The organism is Pseudomonas yamanorum, from assembly GCF_013386765.1.
Taxonomy (GTDB): domain Bacteria; phylum Pseudomonadota; class Gammaproteobacteria; order Pseudomonadales; family Pseudomonadaceae; genus Aquipseudomonas; species Aquipseudomonas yamanorum_A.
In genome coordinates, this window is the sequence record NZ_JACARE010000001.1 from 31,465 (window position 1) to 45,328 (window position 13,864).

Consider the following 13,864-nt stretch of genomic DNA (forward strand, 5'->3'; position numbering starts at 1 on the left):
GGGGCGTCGCGGCGGGTGGCCGGGGCGTCCTGATAGCGGGCCTGCCTTTTGGGCAAGACCGTCTGGCCGGGCCAGATCAGCGGGGGTGCAGTATAAAAAGCAAAACCCAGGGGTTTTCACTCTATAAACGACAAGATTCAGCGGGAACTCGCGGTAAAAGCCCCTTTGACGGAGGAGCATTACCTGTTCCGCGTAGGAATCATCGCCAACAAACGGCGGCGAGTATTGCACGGTAATGGTGCAGCGTCATGCCCCTACCTTTGGCGGATTTACTGGTGGGGGAGGCTCTAGGGCGGTGTTTTCTGCCTGACTCAATCCATTGTGGCGAGGGAGCTTGCTCCCGCTGGGCTGCGCAGCAGCCCCAAAACCTGCGCATGCGGTTTTACAGTCAAACCGAGGTGGATTCTTTGGGAGTGCTTCGCACTCCAGCGGGAGCAAGCTCCCTCGCCACAGCAAGCTCCCTCTCCACAGCAAGCTCCCCCACCACAGCAAGCTCCCTCTCCACAGCAAGCTCCCCCACCACAGCAAGCTCCCTCCCCACAGCAAGCTCCCCACCACAGCAAGCCCCCTCCCCACAGTGAGGGACCATGCATGGAAATACGTACTCAACAATTCCGGGATCAGGGCCCCTGTCAGGCTGCTAGCGTCAATTCATCTGGAGCAACAAGGAATGCAATGGAATGCCTACACGCCCTCAATCCCATCGCCTGAGAACCGGTAGATTCAGCGAGCCCGGCAGGGCTTATCTGGTCACAGCCGTCGTCCACAATCGCCAACCACTCTTTACCAACTTTCATCTGGGTCGCCTGCTGGTAACCGAATTCAGGCGTGCCCATGAGCAAAAATGGGGGGTTTCCATAGCCTGGGTCATCATGCCGGACCACTTTCATTGGCTGGTCCAGCTTGAGCAACGCAGCCTGCCCCAGCTGATGCAAGCGGTGAAATCCCGCAGCACGCACACGATCAACCGGGCAAGGAACAGCACAGGAGCCTTTTGGCAGAACGGCTATCACGACCGGGGGATTCGGGACGGTGAAGATTTGCGTCATTTGGCCCGGTACATCATCGCCAATCCCATCAGAGCGGGACTGGTAGAACGCGCCGGCGACTACCCGCTGTGGGACGCCTGCTGGCTATAGGCAGGAACAGCACCTCGCTGGTTAAGGAGCTTGTTGTGGCGAGGGAGCTTGCTGTGGCGAGGGAGCTTGCTCCCGCTGGGCTGCGCAGCAGCCCCAAGACCTGGGCATGCGGTTTTGCAGTCAAACCGAGGTGGGTTCTTTGGGAGTGCTTCGCACTCCAGCGGGAGCAAGCTCCCTCGCCACAGCAAGCTCCCTCGCCACAGCAAGCTCCCTCGCCACAGCAAGCTCCCTCTCCACAGCAAGCTCCCTCACCACAGCAAGCCCCCTCTCCACAGCAAGCTCCCCCACCACAGCAAGCTCCCTCTCCACAGCAAGCCCCGTCCCCACAACAAGCTCTCTCACCACAAACAACCCCACCCTCACAAATCCCCCCCACTCGCCCACCACCGTCTAAGCTTCAACCAAGTCCGATCAATCTACGTAAATGGATCAATCGACTATGGGCGCTTTATGGCAGAACGCTTCGACCAAGGCTGCGGTATCCACCGATAGCCCGGATGAACAGCCATTGCCACAAAGCCCTCCTCCCCGCAGGCGACTGTGGTGGCGCCTGTTCTGGCTGGTGCTGCTGATTGCGCTGATCGCCCTGGGCTTTGCCGCGATGCGGGAAATGCACACCTCGCGCCTGCAGGCCAAAACCTTCTCCGACCTCGCCTCAACCCTCACCTATCAAATGCATCCCGGCCCCAGCGATGCGCGGGTTTATCCCGGCGCCGGGCCCTTCGACAAGCGCCTCGGCTACAGCGCCCTGGGTGAATTCCTGCCGCGCCTGATCAAGCGCGATTACCTGATCCAGGCACAGGCACGCTTCTCCCCCGACCTGATGAGCTACGCCCAACGTGGCCTGTTCGTGCCCTACCCGGAAAAAATCCAGGCCGGCCTGACCATCACCGATTGCCGCGCCGCACCGCTGTACCAGTTCACTTATCCCCAGCAGTTCTACCCAAGCTTCACGGCGATCCCGCCGGTGGTGGTCAACAGCCTGCTGTTTATCGAAGACCGCGACCTGCTCGACCCCAAGCAACCACAACTCAACCCGGCGGTGGATTGGCCGCGTTTCGCCAAGGCCGCCTGGTCCCAGGTGGCGAAGCTCCTGCACCTGCCCGGCCAAACCGCCGGCGGCAGCACCCTGGCGACTCAGCTGGAGAAATACCGCCACTCCCCCGACGGCCTGACCCTGTCCGGCGGCGAGAAAATCCGCCAGATGATTTCCGCCAGCGTGCGGGCGTATCAGGACGGCCCGCAAACCCTCACGGCTCGCCAGGACATCGTGCGCGATTACCTCAACAGCGTGCCCCTGTCAGCCGTGCCCGGCCACGGCGAAGTGCACGGCATGGCCGAAGGTTTGCGCGTGTGGTACGGCGCCGACTTCAACCAGACCAACGTCCTGCTCAACGGCAACGACCCCAAACAGCTGCCGCAAAAAGGCCTGGCCCTGCGGGAGGTGCTGTCGCTGATGATCGCCCAGCGCCGGCCCTCTCACTATTTGTCCAAGGGCCACAAGGAACTGGCCGACCTCACCGACAGCCACATCCGCCTGCTCGCCCAGAACAACGTGATCGACCCGGCGCTGGCCAAGGCCGCCCTCGCCAGCCACGTTACCTACCGTGACTGGCAGCAGCAGCCAACGATCCAGCCGATCGAAAGCAACAAGGGCATCACCGTCGCCCGTACTCGCCTGGCCGCCCTGCTCAACCAGCCGTTGTACGACCTTGACCGCCTTGACCTCGCCGCCACCAGCACGTTGCAAGCCGACCTGCAAAGCCAGGCCAGCGCTTACCTCAAGCACCTCGCCGACCCGGCCTTCGCCACGCAGATCGGCCTGATCGGCCCCACGCTGCTGACACCCGCCAGCACCGCCCAGGTTCGCTACAGCTTCAACCTTTACGAGATGACACCCGACGGCGCGCGGGTGCGGGTGCAGACCGACAGCACCGACCAACCCTTCGACATCAACGAAGGCAGCAAGCTGGAACTGGGCTCCACCGCCAAGCTGCGGGTGATGACCACCTACCTGCAAATCGTCAGCGAGCTGCACGATAAATACGGTGCAATGCCGGCGGCCGAGCTGCGCAAAGTCCCGGTGGACGACCAGGACCGCATCACCCGCTGGGCCCTCGATTACCTGATCCAGAACAGCGACCGCAAACTGCCGGCCATGCTCGACGCAGCCCTCAATCGGCAGTACTCGGCCAACACCAGCGAAGGCTTTTTTACCGGTGGCGGCATGCACCACTTCCACAACTTCCGCATTCAGGACAACGGCCGTACACCCACGTTGATCGAAGCGCTGCGCGAGTCGATCAACCTGCCGTTCATCCGTCTGATGCGCGACCTGGTGCGCTACAGCACCTACCAGGGCCCGAACAACAGCGCCGAGTTGCTCAAGGACGACAACGACCCGCGCCGCCAGGAATACCTGGCGCAGTTCGCCGACCGCGAAGGCACCACCTTCCTGCTCAAGTTCTGGAAGAAATACCGCAACAAGAACACCCAGGCCCGCCTCGACACCTTTCTCGACAGCATGCACCCCACCGCCATACGCCTGGCCGCCGTGCACCGCTACCTGCTGCCCAACGCCAGCCAGGCGAGTTTCAACAGCTTTATCCGCTCGCACCTGAGCAGCGTGAAAAGCACTGAAAAACTCACCGACGAACGCCTCGACAAGCTCTACCAGAACTACGGCCCCGGCGCCTACGACCTGCCCGACCAGGGCTATATCGCCAAGGTCCACCCACTGGATTTGTGGCTGATGGGCTACCTGCTGAACAACCCCGACGCCACCTTCACCCAGGCCACCGCCGCCAGCGAACATGAGCGCCAGGAGGTTTACAGCTGGCTGTTCAAGAGCCGCCACAAGAGCGCCCGGGACAGCCGCATCCGCACCATGCTGGAGATCGAAGCGTTCCTCGATATTCACCAGCGCTGGCAAAAAGTCGGCTACCCGTTCGACCACCTGGTGCCATCGCTGGCCACCGCCATCGGCAGTTCCGGCGACCGTCCCGCCGCGCTGGCGGAGCTGGTGGGCATCATCCTCAACGACGGCGTACGCGAACCCACGCTGCGCATCGACAGCCTGCGCTTTGCCGCCGACACGCCCTATGAAACCCGCCTGATCAACGACCCCAATCGCGGCAAGCGGGTGATGCCGTCCGAAGTGGCCACGGCCCTGCGGGGAGCCCTTTCGCAAGTGGTGGACGCCGGTACCGCACGCCGCGTGTCCGGCAGTTTCAACCTGGCCGACGGCACACCGCTGGCCATGGGCGGCAAGACCGGCACCGGCGACAACCGCATCGAAGCCATCGGCGCCGGCGGGCGGGTTCTCAGCTCCAAGGCGATCAACCGCACGGCAACATTCGTGTTCTATATCGGCGACCATCACTTCGGTGCGCTCACCGCGTTCGTGCCCGGCGCGTCGGCCCAGGGGTTCAAGTTCACCTCGGCGTTGCCGGTGCAGGTGCTCAAGGGCATGGCGCCGATTCTTACCCCGTATTTGCAGCCCGGGGACAGCACCTTGTGCCAGACTCCGCCCGCCACCGCCGCACGTTGAAAAAGGTGACAGGTATGCGCTTTATCCACGCATTTTTCCGCTGAAAAAGCCGCCTGTTCCAGCCGGTATTCGAACTTATCGGCGGCCCCGGGCCTGAATAGACTGAGCCGTTACTCTTGCTCTGATTCAGGTCTATCCCATGTCCGATCTACCCGGTGCCGATTTTCAAGGCACCCACTATTTACTGATCAAAAACACCCTGCCACCGTGGATCAAAGGCGCAGCCCTTGACCGGGTGCGTGCGTTGAAAACCGCCCGCCCGCTCAACGTTGCGCCCACACCCGCGCTCAAAACCGCCATCGCCGAACACTGGCAAAACCAAAGCGCCGTGGACCAGAAATTTCGTGACCTCAACGACGTCCAGGCGTTCGCCGAGCCCCTGCTTAAAAGCGCCCTGGCCCACTACGGCGAGATCGACGTGCGCAACACCTTCCTGCGCCTGTATAGCAAGGCCGAACTGGCCTGGTGGGTGCACGACAGCAGCAACGCGGTGGTCAGCCGCACCGTCTCGCTGCTGGATGCCGCGCTGCATAACTTTGCCGCCAGCGACAGCTTTGTCGACTACGCCTTTCTGTCCGCTGAAGACGCCCGCGGCCAGCGCGACGTGTTGAACCTGCGCCACCGTACCAGCGGCGCCTCACTCACGGCCGACACCTTCAAAACCCTTTGCCGCCAACTGAACATCGGCGCGCATTATCAGGCGCGACTGCAGGAGGCCCTGGGGTTCAACAATGCCGCCCTGGCCCGCACCGTGCGCGATGCAACCATCCGCAGTCAGAAAAGCGCCCTGACGGTTGCCGCCCATCTGGCGCTGATCCATGGCCACATGAGGCCTGATGCCCACCAGGCGACGCTCAAACTGGTCGCCGGCCAGTCGGACGCACATCTGGATGGCCGTCCTCTGGGGGCCTACACCGTACATTTGATGAACAGCGCCCTGAGTGGCATCGTGCTGTTCTGCGCCACCCCCGGCACCGAGATGCCCGTGGGCCGGCTGATCGTCTACGTCCCCGAAGACCCCGAGCACCCGCTCAAGGAATACCCCTCGCCGATTGCCTTCGTCCAGGAACTCACCCGGCAACTGCGGGACAGCCCCCGCTACCAGCGGTTTTTCAGCCAGTTTGTCGCCCAGGGCGAGCGCGGTCACTTCTTTGCCAACCTCAACGCGCGCCTGAGCACAGTCCGCTGGCACCAGAAAGCCCCGACCGACCCAGGCCCCACCTGGAAAGACACTCCGGTGAGCAACCCAAACCTGCAATTTCGTCTGCAGCACATCGCCGACGATTACCAGAACCGCTCCAGCAACCCCGGCGAAAATGACCTGTGGCACTACCGGTTCCGCATCACCCTGAACAAGGTCCTGAATGACGCCCGGGAAATCGCCGTGTCCACGGCCCTGGCCGACCGGCACGCACGCTGGGCATGGTGGGACAACCTGGAAAAAATCCTCTCCGACCTGCTCAACGCTGCCTTGCTGGTGGCCACGCCGTTTGTGCCGGTGCTGGGAGAACTGATGCTGGTCTACAGCGCTTATCAGATCGCCGACGAGGTGTTTACGGGCATCGTCGACTGGGCCGAAGGTCAACGGTTAGAGGCGTTCGAACACTTGATGGATGTGGTCGACAGCGTCCTGCAATTTGCCGCATTCGGCGCGGCGAGCACCCTGGGCCAGGCGGCGCGCCTGAAGCTGTCTTCCTTTGTCGAAGGGCTCAAGCCGGTGACCACCGCCGACGGTCACACCCGCCTGTGGAACCCCGACCTGACGCCCTACACCTTGAAAAATATCGCGCTGGCAGCGGACGCAAAACCTGATGCCCGGGGCCTGTACTCCCATCAAGACCAACTGATCCTGCCACTGGACAACCAGCACGTAGAGGTTCGCCAGACCGACGACAACGGCCAACACCGCATCCGGCACCCTCGACGCCCGGACGCCTACCACCCCAAGGTGTCGTTTAACGGTCATGGCGCCTTCGTGCACGAAGCGGAACAGCCCCGTCGTTGGGACAGCACCCTCCTGATGCGCCGCCTCGGGCCTCGCACCCAGGCCTTCAGTGACCTTGAATTGCAACAGGTACGGCGCATCAGCGCCACCGATGAAGACCAGTTACGTGGCCTGTATGTGTATAACCGTCCGCCACCGCCATTGCTGGAGACAACCCTCAAACGCCACGAGGCCTACCACACCGCCAAAACCGCCGCCGGCACCTTGCGCACCGGCACGCCGCTGCCCGATGACCCGTCCTCGGCATGGTTTGAACAGACCGTCACCGAGCTGCAGGGCTGGCCCGAAAATGCCGCGTTGCAGGTGTTCGCCCGCACCGATCTTGCCGGGGGTTCTCGTACCTACACCAAGCCCGACGCCACCCCTTCCGCCACCCTGAAAATCAGCCTGGGGCAGGTGATGTCCGGCCAACTGCCGGAACGGGTGCTGGGGTTTCTCGACGAAGAGGCCATCCGCACACTGCTGGGTCGCGACGTGCCCCGGGCCGAACGGGTACAAGCGCTGCGCGATCAACTGGCCGACTACGTGCAGACCCAGACCGACGACATCGGGCAGTACGTGCACCAGATCAACCAGCAATCCGCTGACCCGCAGGTGCGCCTGCTGCAACGCCAACTGCCCGGCCTCGACCCGACGCTGGCCCGCACCGTGCTCGACACCGCCACCCACACCGAGCGCCAGACCCTGAGTGAACAGCACGTGCCTTTGCGGCTGCTCAACCAGGCTGAGGAATTGAACTTCGTCCAGCACGCCAACCAGGCCTACGCCGGGCTATATCCGTCCTGGCCGCTGACACCAGACACCGAACGCATGGTGCTCAACACCCTGAAACTGCACAGCGATGCCTTTGCAGACCTGCACCTGGAAGTCCGCGAGCAAACCCCGGACGGCCCGTTGCGCTGTGAAGCCGGCCCGGCCGATGCGGCGCAGCAACGAATCCTGGTGCGCAAAAACAACCACGGCTACGAGCTGTTCGACCAGGCCCACCAGCGCCTGCACACCCTGGACACCCTCTACGAATCGCTGCTGCACGCCGTCACCGTACCGGGCCAAAAACCCGGCCAGGGTGCCGAATTGAAACGCTGGCTGATGGACAAGTTGCACACCCTGGACGAGCGCCGCCGAGTACTCGCGCAACCGCCAATACGCACCACGGCCGACACACAGACCAGCCGTTTACTGCGAGGGCCTGTCGCCAGCCGGCAGGCGGGTACGCCGCAACCGGCGTCAACACCGCACACCCGGGAAGTCCTGCAACTGCTGTTTCCCTCGTTGAGCGAACAACGCGTCGAACAGTTCATCGACAACGTCGACGCCCGGCAGATGCGTAGCGTGCTCAACCTGTTGACCACCGAGAAACAACAGTTGTACCACCGCCTGGAAGTGTGGAAACGCACGGCCACCGCCCACCCGAAAGACAGTCGCGCGTTTCGCCAGGAACGGGCCGCGCGGCACTTGCTCGCAGACAAGCTGTATCGCTGCTGGGAAGACCGCATGGCTGTGCACACCGACCCTTGGGGCAACGTCCAGAGCGGCGCGGAACTGGACCTGCGGGGCCTGCTGCTGCCGGATATGCTGCCGGAGCTCACCACCGGCTTTGAGCACGTCACCAGCCTGACCATTGCCGATAACCGCTTCGGCGTGCTCCACGAACATTTCCTCAAGGGTTTCCCATCCCTGCGCGCGCTGGACCTGGGCTACAACGACCTGTCGAGGCTGCCCCAGGCCATTGGCGAAATGCGCTTTTTGCGCTACCTCAACCTGCGGGACAACCGCATCATGTTGCCTCCTTCGGAACGTCAGCGCCTGTCCCACCTGCGTCGCCTGGAGCACCTGCAACTGCAAAACAACCCCTTGGGCACCCCGCCGGACATCTCGCACCTGCCCAACCTGCGCGATCTGCTGCTGAGTCACACACAGATCACCCTGTGGCCTGCGGGCCTGTTTTCCCACCCGCGCAACCGCAGCTTCCTGCTCGACCTGCGAGGCAACGCCATCGAACAAGTGCCCGAGTGTGCGCGCGGCACACCCCAGGCAGAAACCGTCGCCCGCACCCGCCTGGACCGCAACACCCTCGACCTCGACCACCGCCAGCGCTATGAAAGCTACCGCGTAGCCGCCGGGCTCGACCCCAACCGCACCTACGAGCCCAAGGGCGACAGCAGCTACTGGCTGGAAGCAATGGACCCGCAACTGCACGAACACCGCAAGACCTTATGGAATGCCCTGGAACAGGAGCACGGCTCACAAGGGTTGTTTGAGGTGCTCAAGTCCCTGGAGCGGGAAGAGTCGGTACAGACCGACGAGGATCAACAGCGGCTGGCGGTCAACCGCCCCGAACTGACGCAGCGGGTGTGGCAACTGATCCTCGCCGCCAGTGTCGACAGCGACCTGCGCGACACCTTGTTCAAGCTGTCGAGTTTCCCGGGATTGTGCGCCGACGGCGGTGCGCAGATTTTCAATGACATGGGTATCGAAGTCCTCGCCACCGAGGCTCGGCGCTACTCGCTGACGGACGAAGAACGGGCTGGCAGGCTGGTGACCCTGGCCAAGGGCCGGGCGCACATGAAGCATCTGGGGGAAGTCATTCAAGAAGACATCGCCCAGCGTCTGCGGCCCGAGAACGAAGGCGGCCAAGGCCTGCGCCTGCGCTCCGACGTGCGCGACGGCGTGCCGGGAGAGGTCGATGAAGTTGAAGTCTACCTGGCCTACCAGACCTCCCTGGCGCAGAAGCTCGACTTGCCCTGGCTGTCGGACCACATGCTTTATCGCCTGACCGCCGATGTGCCGCAGGCGCGCATCGACGAGGCGTACCAGACCGTGCTGGAAATGGCCGAAGGTGATGGGTTGGTGAACCAGATGCTGCTTGAGCCCTACTGGGAACAGTACCTGCGCGACAGCCATGACGGTGAGTATCGGGACAACGAGCAACGCTGCACCGAGCAGTTTTTAAAGCTGGATGAACTGCAGGACACACAACACCAGTGGGCGCGCGCTCAGGACCCGGCGCAAAAAGAGTTGCTGAGCCAATCGCTCAAGCACCTCGCCGAAGCACTGGAGGTGCCTGACCGTGTGGTATTTTCCCGCCAGCCAATGTCCGACGACCTCTACAACAGGCTGCTCAACGATCTGGGCTACAAAGAGAAGGAATGGATGCGACGCCTGACGCGCGAAGCGCTGGCCAGGGCCACGGGGCTGAGCAACCGCGAGGCAGTGGCGTCCACCCGGCTCTGACCTGCTCCATGTGCCAAACCTGCTCCATGTGGCGAGGGGGCTTGTCCCCCGTTGGGTTGCGAAGCGGCCCCAAAAAACGGGAGTGCTGCGCACTCCAACGGGGGACAAGCCCCCTCACCACAAAAGCTCCCTCTCCACTTAGCGCCCTCACCACAAGGGCTGATCACCGTAATCAGTTATCAGGGCCGCAACGCATCAAACATCAACTGCACACTGCCGTAATACTCCCCCGCCAGATACCCGCCTTCCGGCTCCATGGCTGTGATCACCAGTGGCACCCGCAACCCCACCCGGGCCTGTTCCTCTGCCACCACCGTGGTCTCCGTCAAGCCAAGCTCCTGCCCGTTGAAGCTCACATTCAGTGCAATTGAATCGAACCCGTTGAACAATGAAGGCAGCGCCCCCAACCGCGCCGAGATGCCACCGGAAATATTCTTCACATCGAAGTTTTCCCGTAACGGCGCCAGGGTTCGGGTGACGGTATTCCAGTGCATGCGCTGATCGCGCTCAAGGAAGACCGGGTTTACCGGCAGCACATAAAAATCATTGCCGGGAATCTGGATCGACACCTCAAACGTATGCTCGTCGCGCACCGCCAGGACCTCGGTGCACACCAGCCCCAATGCCGCCAGCAGCATCCCGGCCACGAGCCACCTGAACATCCTAGTACTACTGCTCATCAGCCTTTGACCTCATGATTTTTTTGCCCGCTGCCTTCCACCAGGTTGAAGCGGTACACCCGGCCCGGCTCCTTGTCGAAGGTGAACGCCCGCCCCGGCAATACATGGTTCTTGGTCACCGGCCGGCACTCCTGAGGGTTGGCCACAGAACAATCCTTGAACTCATCCACCACCACCACGCTGTTGCCACGGTTGCTCAGCACATACCGGTTGGCACTGTCATCGATGCGCGAGTCAAAGCGGGTGTTTTGGGGACGCACGAAAAACACCGTGCCGTAGCCCGCCAGCACATTGACCCCGGCCGACAAGGACGCGCGGTAGGCATCGCGCTCCTCAGCGGAAACCGCAAATTCGTCCTCTTTTTCCGGGACCACCGGCACGAAGCGCACCCGGAAGTAACGCTCGTTGTCCCGCGCTCCCATAAACAACAGGCGGCTGCCCTGCATGCCGTTGGACGGCACGATCAGACGGGCCGGGCTGGCCATCAGACCGTCGCGGGCATTGCCGTCGGCCTGGCTTTTGAGGGGCACTTCTTCGGCGGCGCCATCGGCGTTGTAGAGGATTTCCATGATGTTGATCTTGACGAAGGCGGTGCTGTCGCCACCGTTGAACACCCGTTTCAAATAGGTGCTTTTATCGCCGTCCAGGTAGTCGTAGACCACCCCCACATTGATGTTCGGCCCGGCAACCGCCAGGGGCATGAACACACCAAAACCAATCGCTGCCAATAGAGTTTTCATAACCATTTACCTTGTTGAATTGAATGCTCGCCCTAGACTTCCGAATCCCAGATCAAAGTGGCGGTACCGGCGTAGCGATCTGGCGCGCCGGGCACAAACAGCGGGGCAACGTCGCTGGCGGGAATGTCGAAATGCAGAGTGCCGGGCCGGCGCTCCACGTAATGGATCGGCTTGAACAACCGGGTGGTGCTGCCATCCAGCAACAAGGGCTGCCGGTTGACCCGTTGACCCGTTTCATCACCAATCCCGCCGGGCAGGCTGACGGCAATGTTCAACGGCACCATTTCACCCGACGCGGCTTGCAGGCCGCACGTGTTGCCCATGGGGAACTGGCACTCCAACTGCATCTTGAAGCGTCCCGACGACCAGATATTGAAGGTCTGGTCACGGAACAGCCGCGTGGGCCGACGGCCCTGTTGCACCCAGGATTGCCAGCCGCCCTGGGGGATAAGCTCGATGCGGTCGCCACCGGGGGGAATCTCGACCTTGAAGATGTGATCGACATCCAGGGTGAAATTGAAGGTCAGTGTCTCGTCGTTGGGAATCATGAGGTCGCCAAAGTCGAAATCCTGATTCGGCCCGAGGGAAAAACTGACGGCGCCACGGTACTGCCCCGCCGCCATGCTCAGCGGGTTTGGGGTGCGCAGTTCGTAGGCGTATTCAAAGTTGGCGTAATAGAGACGGGGCACGTCCACGATCGCATCCAAACTGCACACACCCGCCCCTTCCGGAACGAGCCAGAACCACAGAGCGTAAGAGCTGCTTCCCGTAAACATTCCAGTACGCCCGCAAGGCGCCGGAGGATTGCCAAAGGTATAGGGCCCCCATGAACGTGTGCCTCCAACAATCGTGTCATAACGATTGCCGATCCCGGCAATACGCATCTGCACCGTTTCCCGCTCGCCCTTGTCTGACACCACCTCAAAACTGCGCCAGTCGGACGGCACCTTGAACATCACCCCTTGCCGTGTCTCGGCACCTACCAGAATCGGCGCGTTCGCGGTGAAGTTGATATCCCAGGTGCGGATACTGAGAATGCCCAACTGCTCACACCGCGCAGGGATGTGCCCCGGGCAAATACCACTTTGCGGGGTGGTGTTGGTGAACTTGTTCAAGGTCGGATTGGTCGGGTCCGGCCGAAATTCAGCGGTGATTTCCTGAACGGCGGCCTGGGCAAAAACGCTGGCCAGACTCAGGGCAACGCCTGTCAGTGCCTGGCGCAATCCGCGATACATGATTTTTTTCATTTCTAGACTTCCGAATCCCAAATTACAGTGGCGGTACCCGAGTAACGATCAGGCGCCCCCGGCAACAACATCGGTTCCATCGCGCTGGCCGGGATTTCAAAATGCAGGGCGCCAGGTCGACGCTCCACGTAGCGGGTCGGGCCGAACACTCGGGTGCCGCTGCCTTCGAGCAGCAACGGCTTGCGGTTAACCGCCTGGCCACTTTCATCGCCAATCCCGAACGGCAGGCTCACGGCAATGTTCAACGGCACCGTTTCCCCCGTCGCCGCCTGCAGGCCGCAGGTATTGCCCATGGGGAACTGGCATTGCAGTTCCATCTTGAAGCGCCCGGAAGACCAGATATTGAAGGTCTGGTCGCGGAACAGCCGCGTGGGCCGGCGCCCCTGGCTCAGCCATGCTTGCCAGCCGCCTTGGGGCACCAACTCGACCTTGTTACCGCCCGGCGGCAATTCGATCTTGAGCAGGTGCTGCACATCCAGGGTGAAATTCAGGGTCAGCTCGTTGTCGTTGGGTAGCATGACGTCGCCCAGGTCGAAGTCTTTTCCCGGGCCGACGGTGTACGTCAGGCTGCCTGTGTACTCTCCGGTGGACATCCCTAATGGGTTGGGCGTGACCAGCTCATAGGCAAAGCTCACCCTCTCATAACTCAACGAGGCAAGATTGAACCGCGCCTGCCGGGCACACACCGCCTCCACCGGCGTCAGCCAGAAATAGGTGAAGCTGAAATTCCCCCTCGAACCATTTGAGAGCAGCCGGCAGGGGGGCGCCGCACTTGTCGTCCAGTTTGACCCGGTCCACAACATGTCGTGAGCCTGAAAGTCCGACACGCCACCGCCAACAAGATTGACAACGTCGTCCGGCAAACGAACCGTTGAACCAAACCCGGAAATACGCACGCGAACGGTTTCAGTCGCACCGGTTTCGCTGCGCACGACGGTCAAATCACGCCACTGGGCCGGAACATTCAACATTGCTCCCTGCCGGGGTGACGGGTGAAAAGCAGCAATGGCAGCAGAAGACGTGAATACCAGCGACGGCGCCAAACTGAACATTCCCGCCAACTCGCACGCAAGAATGTTGACGGAGCAATAACCCGTTGAGGGCGTTTTGTTTTCAAAAATATTCAGATGAGGCTTGGCAGGGTCTGGCTTGAACTCAGCGCGGATCTCCATTACCGCCGCCGCGACCGGCAGTGCAAGGCCGCCCAGTACACTGCCCATAAGACAGAGAAATACCAGGTTCACCTCACCACATGGTTTGTTCATGGCA

At 62.0% G+C, this 13,864-nt stretch carries 8 protein-coding genes; 3 read left to right on the forward strand and 5 right to left on the reverse strand.

Features of this window, described 5'->3' with window-relative positions; genetic code table 11:
* Positions 1-680 precede the first annotated feature (680 nt).
* Complete coding sequence (locus HX875_RS00125) at positions 681-1,139, forward strand: REP-associated tyrosine transposase (protein WP_177040691.1); 459 nt, start codon at positions 681-683, stop codon at positions 1,137-1,139.
* A gap of 120 nt (positions 1,140-1,259) precedes the next feature.
* Here HX875_RS00125 and HX875_RS00130 read toward each other — a convergent pair whose 3' ends face one another.
* Positions 1,260-1,496 (reverse strand): hypothetical protein, encoded by a 237-nt coding sequence (locus HX875_RS00130; RefSeq protein WP_177040647.1) that lies wholly within the window; start codon positions 1,494-1,496, stop codon positions 1,260-1,262.
* Between the two features lie 82 nt (positions 1,497-1,578).
* Between HX875_RS00130 and HX875_RS00135 the strand changes: the two genes are divergently transcribed.
* Together HX875_RS00135 and HX875_RS00140 are read left to right on the forward strand one after the other, a co-directional pair.
* Complete coding sequence (locus tag HX875_RS00135) at positions 1,579-4,689, forward strand: transglycosylase domain-containing protein (RefSeq protein WP_177040693.1); 3,111 nt, start codon at positions 1,579-1,581, stop codon at positions 4,687-4,689.
* A gap of 139 nt (positions 4,690-4,828) precedes the next feature.
* Positions 4,829-9,928, forward strand: a complete 5,100-nt coding sequence (locus HX875_RS00140; RefSeq protein ID WP_177040696.1) for a dermonecrotic toxin domain-containing protein — start codon at positions 4,829-4,831, stop codon at positions 9,926-9,928.
* A gap of 179 nt (positions 9,929-10,107) precedes the next feature.
* Here HX875_RS00140 and HX875_RS00145 read toward each other — a convergent pair whose 3' ends face one another.
* From HX875_RS00145 to HX875_RS00160, 4 genes are read right to left on the reverse strand one after another with little or no spacing between them, the layout of a single operon-like run.
* A complete protein-coding gene (locus HX875_RS00145) occupies positions 10,108-10,590 on the reverse strand; it encodes a CS1 type fimbrial major subunit (RefSeq protein ID WP_256348002.1) in 483 nt (160 codons plus the stop codon).
* 17 nt (positions 10,591-10,607) lie between these two features.
* A complete protein-coding gene (locus HX875_RS00150) occupies positions 10,608-11,348 on the reverse strand; it encodes a molecular chaperone (RefSeq protein ID WP_177040698.1) in 741 nt (246 codons plus the stop codon).
* 32 nt (positions 11,349-11,380) lie between these two features.
* Complete coding sequence (locus HX875_RS00155) at positions 11,381-12,595, reverse strand: hypothetical protein (protein WP_256348003.1); 1,215 nt, start codon at positions 12,593-12,595, stop codon at positions 11,381-11,383.
* A 2-nt stretch (positions 12,596-12,597) separates the two neighbouring features.
* Positions 12,598-13,860 carry a hypothetical protein gene (locus HX875_RS00160; RefSeq protein ID WP_256348006.1) on the reverse strand — a complete coding sequence of 421 codons (1,263 nt, stop codon included), beginning with the start codon at positions 13,858-13,860 and terminating at the stop codon, positions 12,598-12,600.
* Between the last annotated feature and the right edge of the window lie 4 nt (positions 13,861-13,864).

What these genes read in the sequence shown, in the direction of transcription:
- HX875_RS00125 (WP_177040691.1), top strand. Translation starts at nt 681, where the DNA reads ATGCCTACACGCCCTCAATCCCATCGCCTGAGAACCGGTAGATTCAGC.
- HX875_RS00135 (WP_177040693.1), top strand. Translation starts at nt 1,579, where the DNA reads ATGGGCGCTTTATGGCAGAACGCTTCGACCAAGGCTGCGGTATCCACC.
- HX875_RS00140 (WP_177040696.1), top strand. Translation starts at nt 4,829, where the DNA reads ATGTCCGATCTACCCGGTGCCGATTTTCAAGGCACCCACTATTTACTG.
- HX875_RS00145 (WP_256348002.1), bottom strand. Translation starts at nt 10,590, where the DNA reads ATGTTCAGGTGGCTCGTGGCCGGGATGCTGCTGGCGGCATTGGGGCTG.
- HX875_RS00150 (WP_177040698.1), bottom strand. Translation starts at nt 11,348, where the DNA reads ATGAAAACTCTATTGGCAGCGATTGGTTTTGGTGTGTTCATGCCCCTG.
- HX875_RS00155 (WP_256348003.1), bottom strand. Translation starts at nt 12,595, where the DNA reads ATGAAAAAAATCATGTATCGCGGATTGCGCCAGGCACTGACAGGCGTT.
- HX875_RS00160 (WP_256348006.1), bottom strand. Translation starts at nt 13,860, where the DNA reads ATGAACAAACCATGTGGTGAGGTGAACCTGGTATTTCTCTGTCTTATG.